Genomic DNA, 24008 nt, shown 5'->3' with positions numbered 1-24008 from the left:
TCCGCGGTCCGACGATGCATCGAACGGCAAGCGCGGCTCAGCCGTTCTCGAATAGGGCACGGAACAACGCCTGTTGCTCGTCGTGTAGATACCGGTCGAAAACATCGGCGAAGGCCGCTCGGGCCTGCGCCTGACGCTCCAAAAGCTGTCCGACGAGCGCACCCATCGCCAGCAGTGTCTCGGTATCGGCACTGCCATCGCAATGCATCTGCTTGGCCCAGTCGAGCAGGTGCTCGGCTTGAACCGCAAGATCCTGAACAAGACCGAGGTGATCGAGCAGCGCCTTCAGCAACTTGATCAGTCGGGCGATCTTAGCGCGCGGGTAGAGACTCTGAAACAGCTCCATGAGGTATCTGAGCTTCTTACAGCTCTTGCGCAGCTCATGCAGCTCGGCGGCGGGAGAGTCCGGCCGAATCGCGAGCCCCTCGCGTCGGACGCGTTTTACCATGCGTCGAATACGCTGGTCGGCGAGCGACTTGATCGGACGCATGGCCTTGGGCTCGGCCGGGTTCTCGACGATCGGCGCGTCGAGGAAGATCCGCCACTGCCGCATCAAATCGACAAAGGCCGGGGAGTCCAACGCGACGGCAAGGCGGCCCTGCTCCTCGCTCCGGCGGGCCGACAAGAAAGAATGGACCGCGCCGAGACAGGGGCGCAAACGCGCCGGCAGGGCCTCGCGATAGCGGTCGAAATCCAGAAGATAGACATCCAGGTCACGGACCGGCCCGGTGGCCTGCTGCAGCCAAGCAAACCTGGCCTTGTAATCCTCGAGTAGATCAGCCGGAAACACGCCCTTCGATTGACCCAGCGCCGACCGCGTGCGGCGCGTGGCGACGCGCAGGTCATGCAGGAACTCGCTGTCCAGATGCTCTCGCGCACCGCCCAGATTCGCGACCAGGGTCGCGAACAGACTCCGTAGGAGCGTCTTGAGCGCCTCGTCCGACCTCTGATCGGGATCGAGGCACTCATCGATCTTGGACGAATAGTCGCCGGGGGATCGACCGCACGCCGACAGCGCCTCAGACAGGATCGGTGTCTGGACGGCCTCGAGCCCGAGTCGCTCGGTGAGGAGATCGGTCACCTCCTGCGCAATCTGCTCGTGGTAGGGCTCCGCGACGAGGTGGATACGCGACGCGAGCGGTCCGCAGACCGCGCCGCCCGGGTTGCGTGCGCTCAGCGCCTCGATCTCGACACGCAGCACGGTCTCGGCATCGTCGTTGACGAGTCGAAAAACGGTGACATGACTCTCGACCTCGACCCGCGGGAGCAGCCGTCGGATCCCGCAAACCTCCAGTATGCGCTCGCGCACCGGACCGCGCGGAAGGTCGGAGGCGAAACCGGGATCGCCGACAAGGGTCTGCGACAGCGGCGGAGACCCGCCATCGAGGTCGCTTCGGATCAAGCGCCGCATCGAGCGTTGGGTGCGGCATTCCAAAGCACCGCCGTCGAGAAAGATCGCCCAGTCGAAGGTGTCGTAGAACACACGCGTCGTCGTCTCCGAGGGCGCGAGGATGGGGCGATAGAGTCCCGTCAGCAGATCCGAGACCTGTTGGAACGGCGTGCCGTCGGGAACCCGAAGCTCAGTTGTCGAATGGCTCATGGGATGTTCGGAACACCTCGTACCCTTGACCCGATAGGTCTTGAGTATGAACCTAAATCCGGCAGTTGACCGCTTATTGGTCCATGCAACAGATGGATGGAATCGAAGATTCCAGCGACCCGATCACTGACACGCCCGGTGATGCTCGCTAAGACCCCTAAGGCACGACAGGCGCGTTTTTTGCTTAAATGCACGACATGGCCTGCTTTCGAGGCACCTGGACCGCCGGGCCTGATTCGAAATCGTCATCGGATTCCGTTAAGGTCGACCCATCGACGCCGACGCGTCTCAACCTTGAAGAAAGGTGTAGAACCATGAGCAAGCTCGACCAACTCAAGACCATGACCACAGTCGTCGCCGACACCGGCGACTTCGATTCCATCGCCGCGTACCAGCCTCAAGACGCCACGACCAACCCGTCCCTGATCTTCAAAGCGGCCCAGATGCCGCAGTACCGCGAGCTGGTCGAAGACGCCGTCCTCTTCGGCACGCGCGGGGGCGGCAGCGACCCGATGGACCAGGCCCGCGCGACGATGGACAAGCTCGCCGTCAACTTCGGCACGGAGATCCTGAAGATCGTTCCCGGACGTGTCTCGACCGAGATCGATGCGCGGCTCTCCTTCGACACCGCGGCCACACTCAAGCGCGCAGCGGCCTTGGTGGAGCTTTACCAAGCCGCCGGCGTCGACCCAAGCACCCGAGTCCTTTTCAAGATTGCCTCGACCTGGGAAGGCATCCGAGCCGCGGAGATCCTGCAGCGCCAGGGGCTGCACTGCAACTTAACCCTCTTGTTCAGCTTCGCCCAAGCCGTTGCCTGCGCCGACGCGGGGGTCACACTCATCTCGCCATTCGTTGGGCGGATCCTCGACTGGTACAAGAACGCCGACAATGTCCCCGGCTATCCGGCCGATGAGGATCCGGGCGTACAGTCCGTCACCCGGATCTACAACTACTACAAACGCCACGGCTACGACACCGTCGTCATGGGCGCGAGCTTCCGCAACCTCGACGAGATCCTGGAGCTGGCCGGCTGCGACTACCTCACCATCTCGCCCGCCCTACTCGGCGAGCTCGCCTCGACCGAAGGCGATGTCCCGCGCAAGCTCGACCCCGAAAGAGCGCTCGGTATGGAGATCCCGAAGGTCGGTTTCGACGAGCCCGGCTTCCGCTGGGAGCTCAACGAAGACGCGATGGCCTCCGAAAAACTCGCCGAGGGTATCCGACTCTTCGCCGCGGATACGCGTAAACTCGAGCAATTCGCTCATGAAGTCTGCCACAACTGCTAAGTAACGCCTTAGAAATCAGTTAAACACCGAATCTAATCGTTGTCGTGGTCGTGGTCGTGGTCGTCCGGAATCCGATTACGACAACGACAACCCTGGCAAAGGCATTTTCTCGTCGAGTCGTTTTACTAATTTTTTTGAACCGCTCCCAAACCCAAACCGCGTCTCCTCCCTTCCTTGGCGCCGGAGCGCGCCCCCCTCGACGCCATTAACGACCTTAGAGCCGACGCGGTTTAAATGAATAAAAATACTCTCTTAAACTGCGTCGGCTCCGACGGCCGTGGATTGATCGGAGGCCGAATCGAGGTGCAACCAATCCATATCATGCCGGACGCAGTTTAATGGAGCACCGCGCACGCAAACGCTTTGGCCAGAACTTCCTTCACGACCGCCAGGTGATCGACCGTATCCACGGGGTGATTGCCGCGACGCCGGGCGAGCGTGTCGTCGAGATCGGGCCCGGGCAGGGCGCCATCACAAAAGGACTCCTGACCGCGGCCGGCTCGCTCGATGTCGTCGAGCTGGATCGCGACCTCGTCGGCCCACTTCGCGATCGGCTCGGCCCGCTCGGCGATCTGCGGATCCACCAGGCCGACGCCCTGCATTTCGACCTCCGCGCCCTCGTGCATGAGGGCGAGCGCTTGCGTCTCGTCGGGAATCTGCCCTACAACATCTCCACACCCCTGTTGTTTCGCTTCCTGGAGCAGGCCGACTGCATCGAGGATATGCACCTGATGCTTCAGAAGGAGGTCGTCGAGCGCATCGTCGCGGATCCGGGCGACAAGACCTACGGACGTCTTTCGGTGATGGTTCAGACGCTGTGCTCGGCGGACTGTCTCTTTCGCATCGGTGCAGGCGCCTTCACCCCCGCCCCGAAGGTCGAGTCCGCCTTCCTGCGACTGCGGCCCCATCGACCGCTTCCCCACCCCGTCGACGACCCGGCACTACACGCCCGCATCGTCGCCGCGGCCTTCGGGCAGCGTCGCAAGACCCTGCGCAACAGTCTTTCCAAACTGGTGGATGCGCAGCTACTGATCGCAACCGGGATCGATCCGACCTTGAGGGCCGAAAACCTCGATGTCGCGAGCTATGCGCGCTTGGCGAATGCCGCTTGCAAATCTACGCTCGTACCCTGAAATTGACCGATCACAGTGGGGTATTTACGAACGAGGACAACCTAATGGCGGTCGAGGATTTGGGCGAGGATTCGGGCGAAATCGGGGGCGACGAGGGTTCCGGAATCACGCTCGCGCGGGCCAACGATGTCCTCCCGACCCGCATCCCCATCCTGCCGGTCGCATCCCGCCCCTTCTTTCCCGGCCAAGCCGTTCCGCTGATGATGGACGCGGAGAGCTGGTCCTCGACACTCAAGGTGGTCGGGGAGAGCGAGCATAAGATCCTCGGCGTCGTGCTGGTGCGCAGCGAGACCTCCGAAGAGGCGCAGACGACCGACTTCTATCCCGTCGGCACGGCCTGCAGGGTCCACCGCGTCCATCAGCAAGACGGCCACCTCCAAGTCCTCGTGGAGTGCCTGCAGCGGTTCAGCATCGCCACCTGGGTCAGCCGCGAAGTCCCCTTCGACGCACAGGTGACCTATCTACCCGAGCCGGCCGGCCCGCCGAACGAGGAAATCAAGGCCTACGCCATGGCCGTGATCAACACGATTAAGGAGCTTTTGCCGCTCAACCCGCTCTATGTCGAAGAGCTGCGGATGTTCCTCGACCGCTTCGGTCCCGACGACCCATCGCATCTCTCCGATTTCGCGGCCAGCCTCACCACCTCGACCAAGGAGCAGCTGCAGGACGTCCTGGAGCTCGTTCCGCTGTTGCCGCGTATGGAGAAGGTGCTGGTTCTGCTCAACAACGAGCTCGAGCTCGCGCGCGCGCAGCAGAAGATTCGGCGCACGGTCGAGGAGAAGATGCACAAGCAGCAGCGTGAGTTCTTTCTGCGCGAGCAGCTCAAGGCGATTCAGAAGGAGCTCGGCATCGCCAAGGACGACCGCACCGCGGAGATCGACCGCTTCACCGCCCGGCTCGAAAAGCTCACGCTGACGGAGCAGGCGAGCAAGCGGATCGAAGAAGAGATGGACAAGCTGCGCATGCTCGAGACGGGCTCTCCGGAATACGCCGTGACCCGCAACTACCTGGACTGGATCACGATCCTGCCCTGGGGCAAGCACTCCGCCGACAAACTGGATCTCAAACGGGCGCGCCGCGTTTTGGATCGCGACCATTACGGCCTGGAGGATGTGAAGAAACGCATCCTCGAATTCCTGGCCGTCGGCATCCACAAGGGCGAGATCGCCGGCTCCATCATCCTGCTCGTCGGCCCGCCCGGTGTCGGCAAGACCTCAATCGGACATTCCATCGCCGATGCGCTCGGGCGGCGCTTCTATCGCTTCTCGGTCGGCGGCATCCGCGACGAGGCCGAGATCAAGGGCCACCGTCGCACCTACATCGGCGCCATGCCCGGCAAGTTTCTCCAGGCGATCAAGGACGCCGGCACGGCCAATCCGGTCATCATGCTCGACGAGATCGACAAGGTCGGCGCCTCCTACCACGGCGACCCCGCTTCGGCCCTGCTCGAGGTCCTGGACCCGGAGCAGAACAGCGACTTTCTCGATCATTATCTGGATCTGCGTTTTGATCTGTCCAAGGTGCTCTTCGTCTGCACGGCAAACCAGACCGACAGCATCCCCGGCCCCCTGCTCGACCGCATGGAGGTCATTCAACTCTCCGGCTATATCGCCGAGGAGAAGCTCCAGATCGCGAAGAAATACCTGCTGCCCCGTCAAATCGACCGGGCCGGACTCGCCAAACGTACGGTCAGATTGGACACCAAGGCACTGCGCGCCCTGATCGAGCGCTATGCCCGCGATGCCGGCGTGCGGCGCCTGGAAAAACAGCTCGGCAAGATCGTGCGCAAGGTCGCCGTACGCATGCTCGAAGGCGAGGAGACACCGATCAGCGTCGGCGAAGCCGACCTAAAGGATTATCTCGGCAGCCCGGTATTTCGCGACGAGCGCAAGCTCTCCGGCCCGGGCGTCGTGACCGGTCTCGCTTGGACCGCCATGGGCGGCGCTACACTCTCCATCGAGGCCGCCCGAACCCACAGCTTCACGCGAGGGTTCAAGCTCACCGGCCAGCTCGGCGACGTCATGAAGGAATCCGCCGAGATCGCCTACGGCTACCTGGTCGGCCACGCCGCCGAGCTCGGCGCCGATCCGGCCTTCTTCGAGAACGCCTTCATCCATGTCCACGTCCCTGCCGGCGCCACCCCGAAGGACGGCCCCTCGGCCGGCATCACCATCACATCCGCCCTGCTCTCGCTCGCCCGCAACCAACCCATCCGGCGACTCGCCATGACCGGCGAGATCACCTTGACCGGCGAGGTCTTCCCGGTCGGCGGGATCCGCGAGAAGCTGATCGCGGCACGCCGCGCCGGCATCCGCGAGATCATCCTCCCGGAGGACAACCGCGGCGAGTTCGAAGAGGTGCCCGAGCATGTCAGCAAGGGCTTCAAGGTCCATTTCGCCTCGCGCTACCTCGACGTCCTGCCGCTCTTGTTCGGGGCAGCGTCGAGGACCTAGGCGAATTCCCGAAACCTTCATGCCAAGGGCGTAGGTTGTGCCGAGCCGTGCGAGGCACAACCAACCGTAGGCGCAAGTTGTGCTTCCTATCGTCAGCACAACCTACAGGTATGGAAGTTTGCGGAAATCACCCTAAACCGCGTCCAGAGCGACATGCGTCATTTTCATTTTGCCTATGGCTTTGGAGATATCCTCGATCTCGGTGAGACGCGGTTTAAAATTTAATATTCTTTAATGCCTTAAACCGCGCCGACTCCAACAGCCGTCAAGTCTGCCGGGGCCGATCCCATCCAAAGACATCGCATACCGCGCTGGGCGCGGTTTAAGTCTTCTCGTCCAAGCACTGCTTCAAGGACAAACGCCAATCCGGCATCCACAGCCCGAAGGTCTCTCGAAAGAGGCTGTTGTCCAGGACCGAGTAGAGCGGGCGACGCGCCGGCGCAGGGTACTCCGACGAAGGAATCGGGATCAGGTTCGCGTCCAGGCCGGCGTCTTCCAGGATCGCGCTTGCGAACCCGAACCAGCTGACCTGACCCGAACCGGTCAGATGATACAGCCCGCCGACCTGGTCCAGATCCAGCTCGCCGCGCAAGACCCGGTAGAGAACCAAGGCCGTTGACGAGGCCAACATACGGCTCCAGGTCGGCGATCCGATCTGATCGTCGACGATCCGCAGCTCGTCGCGCTCTTTGAGCAGGCGCAGCATGGTCAGCAGGAAATTGGCGCCGCGGATGCCGTAGACCCAACTGGTGCGGAAGATCAGGGCACGGGCGCCGGAGCTCAGCAACGCCTGCTCGCCGGCGAGCTTGGTCTCGCCGTAGACATTGAGTGGTCCCGGAGCGTCGTCTTCCCGGTAGGGCCGATCCAGATTGCCGGAGAACACGAAGTCGGTCGAGTAATGGATGATCGGCGTCCCGCGCCCGGCCAGCATGGCGCCCAGCTCGCCGACCGCATCCGCATTGATTCGCTGCGCAATGTCGCGGTCCGTCTCGGCTTTGTCCACGGCCGTGTAGGCGGCGGCATTGACGACCGCGTCCGGGGAAGTGTCCTGAACAAGCCTCGCCAAGGATGCCGTATCCAGAAGATCGATCGTCGGGCCGTATTCACCTTCGAGGGAGGCCGGTATCACATCACCGAGTGTCGCGAGTGTGCGCCGCAACTCCCAGCCAACTTGTCCGTTGGCGCCGATCAGGAGGATACGGGGCCGTTCGGCGGTCGTGCGTTTGGTCGTCATAGGCTGGCCTCGTAATCGGGAAGACGTTCGGGTGGAATCTCGCTCAAACAGGCCGCGGCAGCATCCTTTGCAGACAGCTCGGGCGTCCCCTCGAACGGCCAGTCGATGCCGATCTCGGGGTCATCCCAACGTAGACTGAGCTCGGTCTCGGGGCTGTAATAGTCGGTGTTTTTGTAGATGAAGAGGGCCGAGTCGCCGGTGACCAAGAAGCCGTGAGCGAACCCCGGCGGAATCCAGAACTGGCGACGATTCTCTCCGGACAGGGTCGCGCCGACCCAGCGCCCGAAGGTCGGCGAGCCGCGACGGATATCCACCGCGACGTCGAAGACCTCGCCATCCATCACCTGGACCAACTTGCCCTGGGCATGCGGATGCTGAACGTGCAGCCCCCGCAGGACACCTCGGCGTGAGGAGGACAGATTGTCTTGGACGAAGGGCGCCGGGATGCCGAGCTCGGCATAGCGATTGGTCCGGTAGGTCTCCATAAAGAAGCCCCGCTCGTCGCCGAACACCTTCGGCTCGAGGATCAGGACACCTGGAATGGCTGTCTCGATGACATTCATACGTCGCCTCTCCGCAGCAAACTCAACAGATACTCGCCGTAGCCGCTCTTCTTCAGCTCCTCGCCCATCGCCCGAAGCTGATCGTCGTCGATCCAACCGTTGAAGTAGGCCACCTCCTCCGGACAACAGATTCGAAGACCTTGGCGGCGTTCGATCGTTTCGATGAATTGCCCGGCCTGCATGAGCGACTCGTGCGTGCCGGTATCGAGCCAGGCGGTCCCGCGGCCGATGCGGCTCACATGCAGCTCACCCTGCTCCAGATAGCGGATATTGAGGTCCGTGATCTCAAGCTCGCCGCGCGGCGACGGTCGCAGCCCCTCGGCAAGTCCGCAGACCTGATTGTCGTAGAAATAGATGCCGGTCACCGCCCAGTTGGACTTGGGCTTGCTGGGTTTCTCTTCCAGGCTCAGGACATGCCCGCTCGCATCGAACTCGACCACGCCGTAGCGCTCAGGGTCCGAGACGTAGTAGCCGAAGACGGTGGCGCCGCGCTCGCACGCACCGGCGGCCTTGAGCTGATCCACCAGGCCGTGGCCGTAAAAGATGTTGTCGCCGAGAACGAGACAGGAGGGCGATGTGCCGACGAAGTCCTTGCCGATCAGGAAGGCTTGGGCGAGCCCGCCCGGATGGGGCTGCTCGGCATACTCGAGATGCAGTCCCCATTGGGATCCGTCCCCGAGCAGCGATCGGAACATCGGCAGGTCGTGCGGCGTGGAGATGATCAGAATCTCGCGAATCCCCGCCAACATCAGGGTCGAGAGCGGGTAATAGATCATCGGCTTGTCGTAGACCGGCAGCAACTGCTTGCTGATCGCCCGTGTCAGCGGATAGAGACGCGTGCCGGAGCCCCCGGCCAGGATGATGCCTTTTCGATTCATAATTTAAATCCCTCAACCGGCGGCGCCGAGACGTTCGCCGAGATAGCTCCCGTCGGTGACCCGCCGACACCAGTCCGGATGGTCCAGATACCAGTCGACCGTCAGGCGCATGCCGGACTCGAAGGTCTCCGTCGGCTCCCAACCCAGCTCGCGCTTGAGCTTGCCGGCATCGATCGCATAGCGTCGGTCGTGTCCGGGACGGTCTTTGACGAAGCTCTTGAGACCCGTGTGCGGCCGATAGGGCGAATCGGTCAGGCGCTCGTCGAGCAGAGCACAGAGGGTATCGACGACCTCAAGATTGGTCTTCTCGCTGTTGCCGCCGACGTTGTAGACCTCGCCCGGTCTTCCGGCCTCGAGCACCCGCAGGATCGCCCGGCAATGATCGATGACGTACAGCCAGTCGCGCACATTCCCGCCGTCGCCGTAGATGGGCAAGGACTCGCCACGCTGCGCCTTCAGGATCATGAGCGGAATCAACTTCTCCGGGAACTGGTAAGGCCCGTAGTTGTTCGAGCAGTTGGTCGTCAGTACCGGCAGGCCGTAGGTGTGAAACCAGGCGCGCACCAGATGGTCCGATGCGGCCTTGGAAGCCGAATAGGGCGAGTTTGGCGCATACGGGGTCGACTCGGTGAAGAGACCCGTCGGCCCGAGCGAGCCGTAGACCTCGTCGGTCGAGACATGCAGGAAACGAAAGGCGTCCTTGGCCGCGCTGCTGCGCTTCGCCCAATGCGCACGGGCGCAGTCCAGCAGATTGAAGGTGCCGACCACGTTGGTCTGGACGAACTGCGCCGGGCCGTCGATCGAGCGGTCGACATGGCTCTCGGCCGCAAAGTTTACGACCGCGTCGACCTCGTAATCGGCAAGGAGTCGGGCCACCAGCGCAGGATCGGCGATATCGCCCTGCACGAAGACGTGACGCGGGTTGTCGTTCAGTTCGGCGAGGGTGTCCAGATTGCCGGCGTAGGTCAGGAGGTCGAGGTTGACCACCCGAGCATCGGTTGTCCCGATCATGTGATGAACAAAGTTGCCGCCGATGAATCCGGCCCCGCCGGTGACGAGAAGGGTCAGCACACGCGATACTCCTTGACGATAGTGGAGGGGCGCTTAGGGTCGCGTCCCCGGGGAACTAAACCTAGCATTCATCGTGCCTGCGATAGCGTATGCCTCGGAAACGGAGAAGCCCTCTTGCCATCGACGCGTAGGACGCCTTTACATTCCTGAGCCGCGTCCGCCCCGAGGCTAATCGATTCACGCGAGATCGAGCGCATTCGACAAGAGCGCATGTCGCGCCGGACGCGGTTCAGCTCAAAAGGGGATGTCGTCGTCGAAATCCGCCGAGCCTTGGCTGCTGCTGCCTCCGGATGACGGCGCCGGACTCGAGGACTGCGGCCGCCCGCCGCCGCGCGACTGATAGTCAGGTGCGTCCTCGAAGGGCACCGATGATCCGACACCACCGCCGGGACGGCTGTCGAGCATCTGCATGGTCCCTCCCACGTCGACCACGACCTCGGTCGTGTAGCGATCCTGTCCGTCCTGCCCCTGCCACTTGCGAGTACGCAGCTTCCCCTCGACGTAGATCTTCGAGCCCTTATGCAGATACTGCTTGACGATTTCCGCGATCTTCCCGAAAAACACAACTTTGTGCCATTCGGTGCGCTCCTGCTTCTCGCCCGTGTTCTTGTCCTTCCAGGTCTCCGAGGTGGCGATCGAGACGCTCGCCACCGCATCGCCGCTCGGCATATATCGCACCTCCGGATCAGCCCCGAGGTTGCCGATGAGAATCACCTTGTTGACGCCTGCCATGCAGTCCTCCCGCTCCGCGCCGCACGCGGGCGATGGTTGTCTCGCAAAAAATGACGCGGCCGAACCCGGGGTTCCGCCTCAGGCCCTGGCCGAAAACGTCTGCAATGTTGCCCAATCCAGTCGACCACTGTCCACCTTGAGATAAGCGACACCCTCGTCGAGCGCGACGACGGCATCCTCCACACCCGGAATCGCCAGCAGACGCGCCTCGAGACCCAGGCCCTCGTCGGCCGGCCGATCGCCGAGCGAAAGGACATGCGCCGTCAGATTCGCCGGCATCGCCATCGTCGCCGCCAGGCCGATCCACACCAGCGAGGTCGCGGCCCCGACCAGATAGACGGCATCCGCCCCGAAACTCTGGTGCGCCAAGCCGCCGAGCAGCCCGCCCAGGAAGGCACCGACGAACTGCGAGCTTGAGAAGACCCCCATCGCGGTTCCCCGCGCGCCGGCACGCGCGGCCTTCGAGACGAGCGACGGCAGGATGGCCTCCATCAGGTTGAAAACGGTGAACATCACCAGCAGCAGGACCCCGACGACCCAAATCGACTGATTGAAGACATAGAAGCCCACCATGGACGCACACATCGCCGTGACCGCACCGAGCAGCACGGCCTTCACCTTGCCGCCGCGCTCCGCCATGATGATGAAGGGGACCATGATCACGATGGCGAGCAAGACGACCGGCAGATAGAGCAACCAATGATCCACGGGCGCCAAACCGGCCGACTCGATCGACAGCGGCAGCACCACGAACATACTCACCATGGTGAGGTGCAGCAGGAAGATGCCCAGATCCAGACGCAGCAAGGTGGGGTTACCCAGCACGCCCGCGAACTGATCCATGACAGGCTGGGCCTCGCGGTGGACGCTGGAGCGCTCCGGCTCGGGCACGATATAGGCCAGCACCAGCATGCCGGCGATCGCCAGAAACGCGGTCAGCCAGAAGATGCCCGAGATACCGAGCCAGCGCGCCAGCGGCGGTCCGACGACCAATGCCGCCGCGAACGACAGGGCCACGCTGATGCCGATGGCCGCCATCGCACGTGTCCGCACCGCATCGCGTGTCAGATCGGCGGTGAGCGCAATGGTCGCCGCCGCGATGGCGCCGCTGCCCTGGATCACGCGTCCCAGGATGACCAGCTCGATCTGATCGGCAAGGGCCGCGACGACGCTGCCGATCGCGAACAACACCAGCCCCCCGTAGATGACCGGCTTGCGCCCGATGCGATCCGACAACAGACCCAGCGGGATCTGAAACAGCGCCTGCGTCAAGCCGTAGGCGCCGATCGCCAGCCCGACCAGCAAAGGGGTCGCGCCGTCCAGGTCATGCGCATAGAGCGCGAAGACCGGCAGGACCATAAAGAGGCCCAACATGCGCGTGGAGAAGATCGCGGCCAGACCGGCCGCGGCGCGCTTCTCCAGCCCGGTGAAGGCGACAAGGGGTTGATGGGAGGGAGTCAAAACCGGTGGCCTTCTACGTCGATTCGGCGGAAGACGCGAGTATAAGGGCTTGTCGGCGATCGTGCCCGATCGCGATTGACAGGCCATCGACAGAGATCCCCCCGCAGCCCGGTCAGTAAACGACTCGACGAGACAATACCTTTGCCATGATTGTCGTTGTCGATGACGAGTTCTTGATTCATCACTCCGACCACATCGGCAGTGACCCGGTTGACGACCGCGACCGCCCGGGTACGCCGACTTTAGTCGGCAACTGGGTACGAGGGACTTCAGTCGCCCGAGCGCGCCCGCGCGGCGGACTGAAGTCCGCCTCCCCCAGGTCGGTCCCCCCCAAGTGCCGACTAAAGTCGGCGTACCCAGTTGCCGACTAAAGTCGGCGTACCCGGGCCGCAGTCTTGCGTTCGGTCGGGGAACCAAGATGCCTAGATGACGGGATGACCAAGGCCGTGCGCGCGCACCGGCCGCGATAACGATCAAGCCCGACAACGCCGACTTCAGTCGGCAAGGATTCCCTAAGCTGGAGCAGACCCAACCAAGCGCGGCGCGCTTGCCGCTAACGCCGACTGAAGTCGGCGGTCCGGGGAAACCGGAAATCTGCCAAAGTTACTGAGGTCGACGGCAAGTCTGCATTTGCTGAATCGGAGTTAACGGGCGGACTCCCAGCCGACGTTTACGGGATAATCGTGAACTGGCCGCCCACCGCCGAAGGTCTCCCAACACCATGGACACAATCCGCATCCGCGGCGCACGAACCCACAATCTGAAGAGCATTGATCTCGATCTCCCCCGTCAGCAGTTGATCGTCTTTACCGGGCTGTCGGGCTCGGGCAAATCATCGCTCGCCTTCGACACCATCTATGCCGAGGGTCAGCGCCGCTATGTCGAGTCGCTCTCCTCCTATGCCCGGCAATTTCTGTCGGTCATGGAGAAGCCGGACCTGGACCATATCGAGGGGCTCTCGCCGGCCATCTCGATCGAGCAGAAGACGACCTCGCACAATCCGCGCTCGACCGTCGGGACCATCACCGAGATCTACGACTATCTGCGCCTGCTCTTCGCGCGCGTCGGCCAGCCGCGCTGTCCGGCGCATGACGAGCCGCTGGAGGCACAGACCATCAGCCAGATGGTCGATCAGGTGATGGCGCTGCCGGAGGGCGATCGGCTGATGCTGCTTGCCCCTGTGGTCTCGGCGCGCAAGGGCGAGTACCAGCGGCTGATCGGCGAGCTGCATGCGCAAGGCTTCGTGCGCGCACGCATCGACGGTGATCTCTACGAGCTCGACGACCCGCCCGAGCTGGACATCAAGAAGAAGCACGATATCGAGGTGGTCGTCGACCGCTTCCGGGTGCGTCCCGATCTCGCCCTGCGTCTGGCCGAGTCCTTCGAGACCGCGCTCAAGCTCTCGGGCGGCATCGCCCGCGTCGCCGCGATCGACGAGCCCGAGCGGCCCATGATCACCTTCTCGGCGTCCTTCGCCTGCCCGGTCTGCGGCTACAGCATCCCGGAGCTGGAGCCCCGGATCTTCTCCTTCAACAACCCGGTCGGCGCCTGCCCCACCTGCGACGGGCTCGGCATGGAGCAGTTCTTCGACCCCGCTAAGGTCGTGCTCCATCCGCAGCTGAGCCTGGCCGGCGGCGCGGTGCGCGGCTGGGACCGGCGCAACGCCTTTTATTTTCAGGTGATCCGTGGGCTGGGTGAGCATTACGGCTTCGATGTCGAGACCCCTTGGAACCAGCTCAACGCCCCGATTCAGGAGCTGATCCTGTTCGGCACCGGCAAAGAGAAGATCAAGCTCAAGCTGCCACACGAGCGCGGCGCGGCCAAGGTGCGCCCCTTCGAGGGCATCATCCGCAACATGGAACGGCGCTACAAAGAGACCGACTCCAACACGGTCCGCGAGGAGCTGGCGCGTTACCTCTCGCACCAGCCCTGTCCGGCCTGCGGTGGCGCGCGTCTGAACGAAGCGGCCCGCCATGTCTTTCTGGAGAGCCACAACCTGCCCGCGGTCGCAGCCAAGCCCGTGGGCGACTCGTTGCGCTTTTTTGAGGGGCTGGAGCTGCCCGGCAAGCGCGGCGAGATCGGGGCGCGGGTCATCAAGGAGATCGCCACCCGGCTGCGCTTCCTGGTCGACGTGGGTCTCGACTATCTGACGCTCGACCGCAGCGCCGAGACACTCTCCGGCGGCGAGGCCCAGCGCATCCGCCTCGCCAGCCAGATCGGCGCCGGGCTGGTCGGGGTCATGTACATCCTGGACGAGCCCTCGATCGGCCTGCATCAGCGCGACAATGCCCGCCTGCTCAAGACCCTGACCCACCTGCGCGAAATCGGCAACACGGTCATCGTGGTCGAGCACGATGAGGAGGCGATCCGCTCGGCCGATCTGGTCGTCGACCTGGGACCGGGCGCCGGCGTGCATGGCGGCGAGATCGTCGCCCAAGGCACTGCCGAGGAGATCGCGGCGGTACCCGGCTCACTGACCGGGCGCTATCTGTCCGGCGATCTGCGGATCGCCATCCCGACGCAGCGCACGGCCAACGACCCGGATCGTCAGTTGCGCATCCTTGGCGCGCGGGGCAACAACCTGCGCACCGTCGACGCCGCGATCCCGGTCGGCAGCTTCGTCTGCATCACGGGCGTCTCGGGTTCGGGCAAGTCCACCCTGATCAACGACACACTCTTCCCACTCGCCGCCCGCCACCTCAACGGCTCCAGCCTCCAGCCGGCGCCCCACACGGCCATCGAAGGGCTCGACTACTTCGACAAGGTCGTCAACATCGATCAGAGCCCCATCGGTCGAACCCCGCGCTCCAACCCGGCCACCTACACCGGGCTCTTCAACCTGGTTCGCGACCTCTTCGCCGCCGTCCCCGAGGCCCGCTCTCGCGGCTACGGACCCGGCCGCTTCAGCTTCAACGTCAAGGGCGGACGCTGCGAAGCCTGCAAAGGGGACGGACTGATTCGGGTCGAGATGCATTTCCTGCCGGACATCTATGTCCAGTGCGACACCTGCAAGGGCCGGCGCTACAACCGCGAGACGCTGGAAATCCGCTACAAGGGCAAGACCATCGACGAGGTCCTGAACCTCACCATCGAAGACGCGCTTGAGTTCTTCTCGCCCGTGCAGCTCATCAAACGCAAGCTGCAGACCCTCATGGACGTCGGCCTCGCCTACGTGCGACTCGGCCAGAGCGCCACCACGCTCTCCGGCGGCGAGGCCCAGCGCGTCAAGCTCAGCCGCGAGCTGAGCAAGCGCGACACCGGCCGGACGCTCTATATCCTGGACGAGCCCACCACCGGCTTGCACTTTCACGACGTCCAGCATCTGCTCGATGTGTTGCACCGCTTCCGCGACCAGGGCAACACCGTGGTCGTGATCGAGCACAACCTCGATGTCATCAAGACCGCGGACTGGATCATCGACCTGGGGCCGGAGGGCGGGCACCGGGGGGGCGAGATCATCGCGGTCGGGACACCCGAGCAGATTGCGGCGAACGAGCGGTCGCATACCGGGCTGTTTTTGGCGCCGTTGTTGGAGCGTGGGTGGTGAGGGCCGGATCATCACCCGACCATGGGTCTCTCCCCTCGCGGGAAAGGGGTTGGGGAGAGGGGGGAATGAACCAGAATGGCTAAGTTGTTTCTGAACCTTTACTAAGGAAGGTCTTGCACCCCTTGCACCGGATTTGGTCGTCGAGTTGCGCTCGAAATCGCACGGTTTCTCGATCGCTACAGCAAGCCGTCCAGCGGACTCAGCACGCCCTGCCCGCCCCTGTTGAGCACATGCGTGTAGATCATGGTCGTCGACACATCCGCGTGACCGAGCAGCTCCTGAACGGTGCGGATGTCGTAGCCGCTCTCCAGCAAATGCGTCGCGAAGGAGTGCCTCAGTGAATGGCAGTTGACCTTCTTCGGTATTCCAGCGAGCTGAGCGGCCCGCTTCACGGCCTTCTGCAGCCCGTTCTCGTGCAGATGATGGCGGCGTGTCTTGCCGCTGCGGGGATCGACCGACAGCCTGCCGCTCGGGAATACATACTGCCAGATCCATTCGCGCGGGGCCTTCGGCCACTTGCGCGCCAAAGCATCCGGCAGAAAGACCTCGCCATAGCCCTGCTCCAAGTCTTGCCGGTGCAGCGCCTGTGCCTTCTCCAGGTGTTCCGTCAACGGTTGCTCCAACCGCTTCGGCAAGGGAACCACACGGTCCTTCTGGCCCTTTCCGTCCCGGACGACAATCTGGTGATACTGGAAATCCACATCCTGAACCCGGAGCCGAACACACTCCATCAGCCGCATGCCGGTGCCGTAGAGCAAGGCGGCCATCAGATGCGGCATGCCATCGAGCTGCTCCAATAGGCGGGCGACCTCCCCACGCGTCAGCACCACCGGGAGCCGTCGCGGCCGCTTGGCCCGCGTGAAGTCTCCCAGCTCGTTCAGGGCTTGACCGAGCACCTGCTTGTACAGAAAGACCAAGGCATTCAACGCCTGATTCTGGGTGCTCGCCGAGACCTGGCCGCGAACGGCAAGGTCCTCGAGAAATGCGACAATGCGATCCGCGCCCACCTCCGACGGATCGCGCCCTCCACAGAACAGGATGAAGCGACACACCCAAGACTCGTAGGTCTGTTCGGTGCGGATCGAGTACTTGCGCCTGCGGATCTCCGCCGCCAGCCGTTCCATCAGCCGAGGGTGCGACCGACGAACCTCGTCCAAAGCGGACGGCGGGTTTCGCTTCTCCTTGAATCGGGCCCCCGAGACAGGCTCTTGGTCCGCTGATGCGCCAGCCCGCGCCGGCCTTTCCCGAGCGATGGTCGGATGGTCCGGTGCCAAGGTTCGGGCGGAATCGCGCCAGTAGGCCCAGTCGACCTCGCCAACGACGTTGGCGTGGGCCGTCGACAGCAACATCTGCACGGCGTGAACGATCTGCCGGAACTGCCAATCCTCGATTCCGCCTATCCTCCCCACCGACTCCAGGTAGCCAGTCACATCCGCGCCCGTGTGCTCCGCAAGGCGCTTACCGGACAGCGCCTTCAGGTAGCGCTCCGCATGCCGGACATACCAGCGCATAGCGGTATCCTTGACACCGTTTTTCCGAGCGAGATCAATGAAACGGTCCCAAAAACGATCGACCGATGTCGTCCGTGTTGTCTGAACGTCTCCCATCTGTTAGCGTCTCCGCGCGGAATGCCGTGCACGGGGATTATACACGTTTCGCTATGCCCGGCGAGTCGGTCGGGCATCGGCTAGGCAGAATCTGTCCCGACTGAGATAGGCAGAATCTGCCTATCTCACCTGACCGACACTCTGTCTAATCAACTGTTGGGCAACTCATGAAAAGCATCGATGAACTCCCGCTTCGCTGTCCCTGCTGCGGATACAAAACACTGGGGGAGCGCGGTGTTTATGAGATTTGCGATGTTTGTTTTTGGGAGGATGACGGCCAGGACGACGAGGATGCCGACGAAGTTTTTGGTGGGCCAAATGGTTCAATCAGTCTTACTCAAGGGCGCGCAAATTTTCGCGAATTCGGAGCGTCTCAACGCAAACATTTACCTCATGTACGAAAGCCTCGTCACGATGAGCAGTAAATTGCCCAACAATCCGCTCCAGCCGACCGTCAAAAAGCTGCGCTTTTTGCCGTCGGCTGAGCTTCCACGTTGGGCTCGGAACGCTAAGCACCGGAACCCATGAAGAAACTTCGCGTCTACGTTGATACATCCGTTGTAGGCGGCTACTTCGACGTGGAGTTCGAAGAGTGGTCCAAAGCGCTTGTAACGGACTTTCGTGCCGGCCGATACAAAGCGGTAGTGTCAAACGTAGTCACCAAGGAAATTGCTGCCGCACCTGATTTTGTTCGCGAATTATACGCGGAAGTGTTGTCCTGGCCAGCCGAAGTCGTTAGTGTCGATGATGAGGCGTTGGCTCTTGTGGCGCAATACAAGGCACACGGAGTTCTTTCCGACAGGTTCCTAGAAGACATGCTCCATATAGCCCTGGCAACAATCTCAGAAGTCGACGTACTTGTGAGTTGGAACTTCAAACACATCGTCAGGTTGGACAAGATTCGCTTATTCAATGCAGTCAATTTGGAACAGGGATACAAGCCGCTAACGATATACTCTCCACGCGAGGTGATCTCTTATGAAAGAGAATAGCGATTTTCATTCCGTCGAGTTTTTCCGAAGCGTCCGCGATAAACACGCAGAGCTACTGTCTGGCATGCATCCCGACCAAATTGTTGCTTTTTTCCAGAGCCAAGAAGAGCCCAACAACGGCGCCACCTCCGACCGTGGGCTTGCTGGCCTTCGCTCCCGCTCCGGCCAGCAAGCCCACGGCGGGGTGCGCTAATCGTTAGACCACAATAAAAGAAATGGCCTCACTGGAATATAGTCTGTTTCGCGCTAGGTTTGTAAAGTCCCAGCAAACAACCCTTTTCGAGTCCGATATTGCGCCGAAGGACGCTTTTCTGCAGGCCCTTGCAAGCCGCCCCTCGGCAGAATTGCGCAAAGACAACGTCTGGCATATAGGCAATCTGCGCTACTTTAATGATCACGCCGGATATTTTGCTGTAGGCCGCACAACCAAATCTACAATAGAAAAGTTCAACGAAAGAACCGGAAACTTCGTCGAAGAAGAGCAGGAGGCCAGCCCCTACACCCACTGCGTCTTCGACGCTCAAATTGGAATCGTCGGTATTGCGAGGAAGCAAAGCTTAGCAGGGTCCACGAAGGGCATCGCAGGGCGTATTGAGCAACTTCTCGCTCAGACTACAGTTGTTGCCGAAAATGGATTCTTCGTTGAAATCTCGCCAATCCCTGATCCAGAGGGTTTCATACGAACACTGCGTTCCGCGTACCGAGTCTATCGATTCACCGCTACATTTCGCGGACCCAACCCATTCGATGCAGACGAGCACTTTCAAAAGCCACTTTCTGTATATCTTGCCTCCGCAAACGGAGAAAAAGGAAAAGCGCAGATCAACGGCGAGGACCTAAATCGAGACGTTTTGGAAGCGGTCACAAGGAGCACGGCTGCAACTGGAAACGATGCGTCGGCGCGGGTAGCAAAAACGAACACACAGAAAGCTATAACCATAAACCTAAAGGGCGACCCTGTTAAGAGGCGCTACGATGAAGACGAGCACGTTCCTGAGACGGTACTCACAGACCTAACGAATTTGTATCGGCGCGTAAGGCATGATGAAAGAAAAGACAGTTGAGTCCGTGGCAGAGATGTTAGAGTGCCTCAACAATCTCCCTAACCATTTTGTCTATCGGGGACACGCAAACGCAGATTGGAAACTTGAGTCATCACTTGAACGCGTTATAGGACGCGCATGGACAGGAGCTAATGCAAACAAGTTCGAGGAATTCTCTCTCGCGGAATTTCAATCGAAATTCCATTTGTACGACCACGAGAACATACAGCCAGCATCCAAGCTGGCTTGGCTGTCAATAATGCAGCACTATGGCGTCCCCACTCGCTTGCTGGATTTCACGGCCAGCCCATACGTTGCGTTGTACTTCGCGCTTGAAGCATACAATCCGCAGCTTCACTGGGATTTTGCGGTTTATGCTTTCGATTACGCAGCGATTCTGGAAAAATCAATACAATATATAGCAACTAAGGACGCAGCGTTCAAAGAAACAAGGCGGACGATTTACCAGAAGCAAGACGAAATATTTGATTCTATCGTGGACCGCTTTTCTTATGATATCGCGTGGGTGGCAGAACCGCGGTTATTAAATGCAAGACTTGATCGACAGGCGGGGTCTTTCCTCCTTTCGGGCAACAGGGAGTTGCGAATTGAGGCTGTTTTGGCGAGCGCCATTTATGGTGAAGTGGAAATGACGAAATACCGCATGCCAAGCGCGTTATACGAAGGCATCTTTGCCCTATTGCGAAAAATGAACATCACCAGCAAGAGTCTGTATGGCGACTTAGATGGGCTTGCTCGGTCCATACGGATGAGTATGCAGGTCTACTCGGTCTAACGAGTCCACCAGCTCCGACGCCAAACTGCGGCCTTCGCTCTCGCTCAGGCCGCAGTTTGGCGCGGGCTGTGGTTGACGTTAGTTTTCTCAAGGAGCGCCTGTGACCAACTACGAATGTGCGACACTTCTGGTTCAAGGGTTCGTAGCTGTCTTCACCTTGGGTGCGCTAGTTGTGTACTTTCTCCAGATGCGAATAATGGCGAAGCAGCTTGCATCCATGCAGGAAACTGCTAGAGCGGAAAGCAGCCTGTCACTCGTGGGCTTTCTCCAAAGTCCCGAGATTCGGGAGGCACGGCACACGGTCCGCTCCGTTCTCTCCAAGAAGCCCATGGAACACTGGACTGACGAAGAAAAGGACCACGCGTCTAGGGTAACCGCGAACTACGACGTCGCCGGTGCCCTTATCAAGTCTGGCCTCGCACCCGTTGACGTGATCGCTTCCAACTGGGGACCCAGCATCATCCACTGCTATGACGTTCTTGAGCCATGGATTGAATCACACCGAGATCGACCCGGCGGACATAACAAGTATTGGAGCAACTTCAAATGGCTCTACGACGAGTCAAAGAAGTCATGTCCCTAATGCCAGTGATGTCTCAGACCGGAGGACAAAGATGAGCCGATTAGATAGGTTTTTGCAGGCTCAGGAGATGTCGTACGATTCCGCGCTCACAGAGCTTAAGCAGGGACTCAAGGTAGGCCATTGGATGTGGTATATCTTCCCTCAGATTCGCGGCCTTGGCTTCAGTTTGAAAAGTCAACACTACGCCATTGAGGACTTGGAAGAAGCGCGGGCCTATCTGTCCCACCCAGTCCTCGGCCCGAGGCTGATGGCGTGCACAGAAGCTGTCAATGCCATTGATGGCAAGTCCTTGTACGAGATTTTCGCGGATCCGGACAATCTCAAATTTTGTTCTTGTATGACGCTCTTCGCCCGCGCTAGTACAGAACAATCAGTATTTCACTTCGCCCTGCAGAAGTATTGCCACGGTCAAATGGATCATCGAACGCTTTCGCAGCTTGGAGAGAAAGAAAACTAACCAGCGCGCAAGCCCGACCGCCAACTGGCCAGCCGCCGCTGACGCGGGCGGCTGGCCAGTTGGCGGCGGGCTGCGCACAACGTTAGCGAAAAGTGCGGCCGGCTTTGGTCTGAGTACAATAGAATAAGGAATTCTCAATGGCGCCAGTGCCAATACCTAAGCCATCATTTCTGGATGCTTGTGAATACATAGGTACCTTCTCAGGAGAAAGAAGGTGGCGCTCCCATGATGGGAAGCGCATCTATACGTGGGACTATCTACACGGAGAGATCGAGGTGTTCAATAAGCGGGGCAAGCACCTAGGAGTAATTGAGCCGGTTCATGGGGCGATGATAAAAGATGCAGTTAAAGGGAGGGCGATCGATGTCTAATTTTATTGAGCAGTGCCTTGCGGGGCGTGCGCTACCAGAAGATGTCGATGACTTTGTAGATTCTTGGCATGATGGCGATAGCAAACTTTCCTTGCATCGCTACCTCGGAATGTCGAAGTCAGAATATTCATTGTGGGTCGCAGATCCGGACGTGCTTCCCTATATCATCAACGCCCACTATTTTGGACGAGACGTATCCGAGATTCTAGATGAGGTCGAAGCGCTTCCCTTGGCGGCGAGATCGGATGGCCCCGATAAAGCATTAATAATAATGAGATGGCTCAAGAAAGAGGGAATGTGGGATTAGTTGTGGACGCCGCCGCGAACTTTGCTCGCCGCTTGGTTGCGAAATACAAACTAAGCCCCCCAATCGACGTTGAGTCATTGGTGAGGAGATACGCTGAGCTGATTTTTGCGCACATACCTTTTGAGGGCGCAGATGGAATCTCGTTGAATCTGAAAGTAATTGGAAAGACCACGAGAGTTATAGTAAACAAAAACATGCCACCGATCCGGCAGCGCTTCACCGTGGCGCATGAGTTGGGCCACGTCATTATTCCGTGGCATGTTGGCACAATCATCGATCATGTGAATCCGGAAGAAGCTCAAGAAGTAAGCCACTACTGGAAAGTGGAAGCGGAAGCAAATGTGTTCGCAGCAGAGCTACTTATGCCGCTAGAGTATGTTGAAGACGTGCTATCCAAGGTCCGGGATTTGGCTGAGGCTAACCGCTTGCTATCTAGGCAGTGTCAAGTCTCTCCAGTTGCCTCGGCCAAGAGGCTGGCAAGCTTTGCTCCAGAGAATGTTGTGTACGCTTATGAGCGGGACGGTGTCACCGAGTTTTCGGGAAGAACCGAAGGAACAATTGCGAATTCATTGAGTTGGGGTAATGATTTTCCGCCTGACCCATTCGATTATGCTGAGTCACATTTCACGGCAAGCCTCAATGGTGGGCATATCCATTGGTGGGTGCTTCCTGGGGAGATGCATTTCGACATAGACGACGGGCGGACCTGGCGCGAAATTCTCAGTTCGATCGTTGAGGATATCGGCGTTCCATCCTCAAATGTTGAAAAATTTAAAGCGTCTGTTAACGGAGTCGTGGCGTATGCAAATGGCGCATGTAAGCGAAGCGGCAGACATACCGTTGATGCGGTAGTTTCTGCGGGTATTCAGCGGTTCAAAGACAGGGGCGGCTATGAACAATTCGTTGAGCACAAGGATTTTCATTCGTTTTTGGTGAAAAAGGCGCAGGAGCTTGTTGGCAAATGATCGCTAACAATTGGCTCGGCGCCGACCCAATACCGCGCGCGCAGCTCAGCGCAAGTCCGCAAGGTAGGAGAGGAAAAGGGGACGGATTTATTTTATTTTCCACCCTTGGGATCAAAATCGCCTAACACGCCCATCTAGCCGAGGCCATACTGCGCACCGACCTCAGAGCAATACCGTTGCGTGATGGATGGTGCATTATGGCCCGGCTTATGGGTGACGTTGGCTGGTGATCAAAAAGCGCCTACGTTTGATGTTCTCCAAAATTTCGAGCGGAAGGGTCAATTTAATATGATTAAGTTACAATAATTGAATCGAATTGACTCAATCGCCAAACGATGTGCTCCAGCCGAAGCCGGCTTCGCTCTCGCTCAACCGGCTCGCCTGAGCATGGCGTTAGTTGGCTAAACTCGCATGACTAAACTCCCCAATCTCGACGAATATCCAACGGTGATGGAATTCGACGAAGTATCCGACCTATTGGAAAAGATAGTACAAGCGGCGGAAGACGATAGGGTGTTGGATTTAAATCGGGTGATCGATTTAATGGTCGGTGCAATATCTGCGCTGCCACATCGATTAGACAAAAAGCTAGACATGGGCGTATCGAGCCGTATTCTTAGTTGGATTGAGTCAAACTGGCAGCGCGGAGATGAGGAATTCGCCGATGCGGCCGCAACCGTTCTGTTAAATATTAATATTTCATGCTCAGAGCTGAGAGGTTGTATCAGTGAATTGTTGGCGTCAGAGAAACGGGAAAAAGTTATCGGTTATCTTATAGAGTGTGAAAGTGAAATACATGACGCCACCTAACGAATAAGGTTAGATCGTCCGAGCGCAGCGAGCGACGATCTGAACCGTTTGTTGGACGAGCCCGGTAGTGTGGCGGCGTTGGGGGGATAGAAAATAGCTTTTCGAGGCGGAGGGGGCGT

At 60.1% G+C, this 24008-nt stretch carries 23 protein-coding genes; 15 read left to right on the top strand and 8 right to left on the bottom strand.

Annotation, left to right across the window (positions count from 1 at the left end; genetic code table 11):
* Positions 1–37: 37 nt before the first annotated feature.
* Complete coding sequence (locus tag AADX97_RS02790) at positions 38–1600, bottom strand: CHAD domain-containing protein (protein ID WP_374231471.1); 1563 nt, start codon at positions 1598–1600, stop codon at positions 38–40.
* Between the two features lie 314 nt (positions 1601–1914).
* Here AADX97_RS02790 and tal point away from each other — a divergent pair, with 314 nt between their 5' ends.
* From tal to lon, 3 genes are all read left to right on the top strand, one after another.
* The gene (gene tal / locus AADX97_RS02785) at positions 1915–2886 is read left to right on the top strand and encodes a transaldolase (protein ID WP_374231470.1); all 972 of its coding nucleotides are present in this window, start codon (positions 1915–1917) and stop codon (positions 2884–2886) included.
* 338 nt (positions 2887–3224) lie between these two features.
* The gene (gene rsmA / locus AADX97_RS02780; RefSeq protein WP_374231469.1) at positions 3225–4019 is read left to right on the top strand and encodes a 16S rRNA (adenine(1518)-N(6)/adenine(1519)-N(6))-dimethyltransferase RsmA; all 795 of its coding nucleotides are present in this window, start codon (positions 3225–3227) and stop codon (positions 4017–4019) included.
* 44 nt (positions 4020–4063) lie between these two features.
* The gene (gene lon / locus AADX97_RS02775) at positions 4064–6472 is read left to right on the top strand and encodes an endopeptidase La (RefSeq protein WP_374231468.1); all 2409 of its coding nucleotides are present in this window, start codon (positions 4064–4066) and stop codon (positions 6470–6472) included.
* Positions 6473–6794: 322 nt separating this feature from the next.
* On the opposite strand, the gene rfbD is transcribed toward lon, so the two are convergent.
* The 6 genes from rfbD to AADX97_RS02745 all read right to left on the bottom strand — a co-directional run bounded on the left by rfbD (position 6795) and on the right by AADX97_RS02745 (position 12411).
* A complete protein-coding gene (rfbD, locus tag AADX97_RS02770; RefSeq protein WP_374231466.1) occupies positions 6795–7706 on the bottom strand; it encodes a dTDP-4-dehydrorhamnose reductase in 912 nt (303 codons plus the stop codon).
* The gene (rfbC, locus tag AADX97_RS02765) at positions 7703–8269 is read right to left on the bottom strand and encodes a dTDP-4-dehydrorhamnose 3,5-epimerase (protein ID WP_374231465.1); all 567 of its coding nucleotides are present in this window, start codon (positions 8267–8269) and stop codon (positions 7703–7705) included. The genes rfbD and rfbC overlap by 4 nt, the downstream gene beginning before the upstream one ends.
* Positions 8266–9147, bottom strand: coding sequence for a glucose-1-phosphate thymidylyltransferase RfbA (gene rfbA / locus AADX97_RS02760; RefSeq protein ID WP_374231463.1), 882 nt, complete (start codon positions 9145–9147; stop codon positions 8266–8268). Before rfbA ends, rfbC begins: the two co-directional genes overlap by 4 nt.
* A gap of 12 nt (positions 9148–9159) precedes the next feature.
* A complete protein-coding gene (gene rfbB / locus AADX97_RS02755) occupies positions 9160–10218 on the bottom strand; it encodes a dTDP-glucose 4,6-dehydratase (protein WP_374231462.1) in 1059 nt (352 codons plus the stop codon).
* 234 nt (positions 10219–10452) lie between these two features.
* Positions 10453–10950 carry a single-stranded DNA-binding protein gene (ssb, locus tag AADX97_RS02750; protein ID WP_374231461.1) on the bottom strand — a complete coding sequence of 166 codons (498 nt, stop codon included), beginning with the start codon at positions 10948–10950 and terminating at the stop codon, positions 10453–10455.
* 78 nt (positions 10951–11028) lie between these two features.
* Positions 11029–12411, bottom strand: coding sequence for an MFS transporter (locus AADX97_RS02745; protein WP_374231460.1), 1383 nt, complete (start codon positions 12409–12411; stop codon positions 11029–11031).
* Between the two features lie 721 nt (positions 12412–13132).
* Here AADX97_RS02745 and uvrA point away from each other — a divergent pair.
* A complete protein-coding gene (gene uvrA, locus AADX97_RS02740) occupies positions 13133–15958 on the top strand; it encodes an excinuclease ABC subunit UvrA (protein ID WP_374231459.1) in 2826 nt (941 codons plus the stop codon).
* Positions 15959–16134: 176 nt separating this feature from the next.
* Here the strand turns inward: uvrA and AADX97_RS02735 are convergent, their stop codons facing one another.
* Positions 16135–17469 carry an integron integrase gene (locus tag AADX97_RS02735; RefSeq protein WP_374231458.1) on the bottom strand — a complete coding sequence of 445 codons (1335 nt, stop codon included), beginning with the start codon at positions 17467–17469 and terminating at the stop codon, positions 16135–16137.
* Between the two features lie 263 nt (positions 17470–17732).
* Here AADX97_RS02735 and AADX97_RS02730 point away from each other — a divergent pair, with 263 nt between their 5' ends.
* The 11 genes from AADX97_RS02730 (at position 17733) to AADX97_RS02680 (ending at position 23889) form a co-directional block, all read left to right on the top strand.
* Positions 17733–17990, top strand: coding sequence for a CPCC family cysteine-rich protein (locus tag AADX97_RS02730; protein WP_374231457.1), 258 nt, complete (start codon positions 17733–17735; stop codon positions 17988–17990).
* Positions 17991–18089: 99 nt separating this feature from the next.
* On the top strand, positions 18090–18557 hold the full coding sequence (locus AADX97_RS02725) for a hypothetical protein (protein ID WP_374231456.1): 468 nt from the start codon (positions 18090–18092) through the stop codon (positions 18555–18557).
* Positions 18544–18750, top strand: coding sequence for a hypothetical protein (locus AADX97_RS02720; RefSeq protein WP_374231455.1), 207 nt, complete (start codon positions 18544–18546; stop codon positions 18748–18750). The genes AADX97_RS02725 and AADX97_RS02720 overlap by 14 nt, the downstream gene beginning before the upstream one ends.
* A gap of 22 nt (positions 18751–18772) precedes the next feature.
* Positions 18773–19621 (top strand): hypothetical protein, encoded by an 849-nt coding sequence (locus tag AADX97_RS02715; protein WP_374231454.1) that lies wholly within the window; start codon positions 18773–18775, stop codon positions 19619–19621.
* Positions 19599–20396 (top strand): FRG domain-containing protein, encoded by a 798-nt coding sequence (locus AADX97_RS02710; protein ID WP_374231453.1) that lies wholly within the window; start codon positions 19599–19601, stop codon positions 20394–20396. The genes AADX97_RS02715 and AADX97_RS02710 overlap by 23 nt, the downstream gene beginning before the upstream one ends.
* A gap of 100 nt (positions 20397–20496) precedes the next feature.
* Positions 20497–20979, top strand: a complete 483-nt coding sequence (locus AADX97_RS02705) for a hypothetical protein (protein WP_374231452.1) — start codon at positions 20497–20499, stop codon at positions 20977–20979.
* Positions 20980–21010: 31 nt separating this feature from the next.
* Positions 21011–21436, top strand: a complete 426-nt coding sequence (locus AADX97_RS02700; protein ID WP_374231451.1) for a DUF1810 domain-containing protein — start codon at positions 21011–21013, stop codon at positions 21434–21436.
* Positions 21437–21573: 137 nt separating this feature from the next.
* Positions 21574–21807 (top strand): colicin E3/pyocin S6 family cytotoxin, encoded by a 234-nt coding sequence (locus AADX97_RS02695; protein ID WP_374231450.1) that lies wholly within the window; start codon positions 21574–21576, stop codon positions 21805–21807.
* Positions 21800–22114: a hypothetical protein gene (locus AADX97_RS02690; protein ID WP_374231449.1), complete on the top strand. Its 315-nt coding sequence runs from the start codon at positions 21800–21802 to the stop codon at positions 22112–22114. Before AADX97_RS02695 ends, AADX97_RS02690 begins: the two co-directional genes overlap by 8 nt.
* Positions 22084–23079: an ImmA/IrrE family metallo-endopeptidase gene (locus tag AADX97_RS02685; protein ID WP_374231448.1), complete on the top strand. Its 996-nt coding sequence runs from the start codon at positions 22084–22086 to the stop codon at positions 23077–23079. The genes AADX97_RS02690 and AADX97_RS02685 overlap by 31 nt, the downstream gene beginning before the upstream one ends.
* A gap of 411 nt (positions 23080–23490) precedes the next feature.
* The gene (locus AADX97_RS02680) at positions 23491–23889 is read left to right on the top strand and encodes a hypothetical protein (protein WP_374231447.1); all 399 of its coding nucleotides are present in this window, start codon (positions 23491–23493) and stop codon (positions 23887–23889) included.
* Positions 23890–24008 lie beyond the last annotated feature (119 nt).

The sequence above is a fragment of the Thiocapsa sp. C2-2m genome (assembly GCF_041903745.1).
Taxonomy (GTDB): Bacteria; Pseudomonadota; Gammaproteobacteria; order Chromatiales; family Chromatiaceae; genus Thiocapsa; species Thiocapsa roseilacustris.
This window is presented reverse-complemented; position numbering and strand designations above follow the sequence as displayed.

Coding starts and splice junctions, on each gene's coding strand:
- AADX97_RS02790 (WP_374231471.1), bottom strand. CDS start 1,600: ATGAGCCATTCGACAACTGAGCTTCGGGTTCCCGACGGCACGCCGTTC.
- tal (WP_374231470.1), top strand. CDS start 1,915: ATGAGCAAGCTCGACCAACTCAAGACCATGACCACAGTCGTCGCCGAC.
- rsmA (WP_374231469.1), top strand. CDS start 3,225: ATGGAGCACCGCGCACGCAAACGCTTTGGCCAGAACTTCCTTCACGAC.
- lon (WP_374231468.1), top strand. CDS start 4,064: ATGGCGGTCGAGGATTTGGGCGAGGATTCGGGCGAAATCGGGGGCGAC.
- rfbD (WP_374231466.1), bottom strand. CDS start 7,706: ATGACGACCAAACGCACGACCGCCGAACGGCCCCGTATCCTCCTGATC.
- rfbC (WP_374231465.1), bottom strand. CDS start 8,269: ATGAATGTCATCGAGACAGCCATTCCAGGTGTCCTGATCCTCGAGCCG.
- rfbA (WP_374231463.1), bottom strand. CDS start 9,147: ATGAATCGAAAAGGCATCATCCTGGCCGGGGGCTCCGGCACGCGTCTC.
- ssb (WP_374231461.1), bottom strand. CDS start 10,950: ATGGCAGGCGTCAACAAGGTGATTCTCATCGGCAACCTCGGGGCTGAT.
- uvrA (WP_374231459.1), top strand. CDS start 13,133: ATGGACACAATCCGCATCCGCGGCGCACGAACCCACAATCTGAAGAGC.
- AADX97_RS02735 (WP_374231458.1), bottom strand. CDS start 17,469: ATGCGCTGGTATGTCCGGCATGCGGAGCGCTACCTGAAGGCGCTGTCC.
- AADX97_RS02730 (WP_374231457.1), top strand. CDS start 17,733: ATGAAAAGCATCGATGAACTCCCGCTTCGCTGTCCCTGCTGCGGATAC.
- AADX97_RS02725 (WP_374231456.1), top strand. CDS start 18,090: ATGAAGAAACTTCGCGTCTACGTTGATACATCCGTTGTAGGCGGCTAC.
- AADX97_RS02720 (WP_374231455.1), top strand. CDS start 18,544: ATGAAAGAGAATAGCGATTTTCATTCCGTCGAGTTTTTCCGAAGCGTC.
- AADX97_RS02715 (WP_374231454.1), top strand. CDS start 18,773: ATGGCCTCACTGGAATATAGTCTGTTTCGCGCTAGGTTTGTAAAGTCC.
- AADX97_RS02710 (WP_374231453.1), top strand. CDS start 19,599: ATGATGAAAGAAAAGACAGTTGAGTCCGTGGCAGAGATGTTAGAGTGC.
- AADX97_RS02700 (WP_374231451.1), top strand. CDS start 21,011: ATGAGCCGATTAGATAGGTTTTTGCAGGCTCAGGAGATGTCGTACGAT.
- AADX97_RS02695 (WP_374231450.1), top strand. CDS start 21,574: ATGGCGCCAGTGCCAATACCTAAGCCATCATTTCTGGATGCTTGTGAA.
- AADX97_RS02690 (WP_374231449.1), top strand. CDS start 21,800: ATGTCTAATTTTATTGAGCAGTGCCTTGCGGGGCGTGCGCTACCAGAA.
- AADX97_RS02685 (WP_374231448.1), top strand. CDS start 22,084: ATGGCTCAAGAAAGAGGGAATGTGGGATTAGTTGTGGACGCCGCCGCG.
- AADX97_RS02680 (WP_374231447.1), top strand. CDS start 23,491: ATGACTAAACTCCCCAATCTCGACGAATATCCAACGGTGATGGAATTC.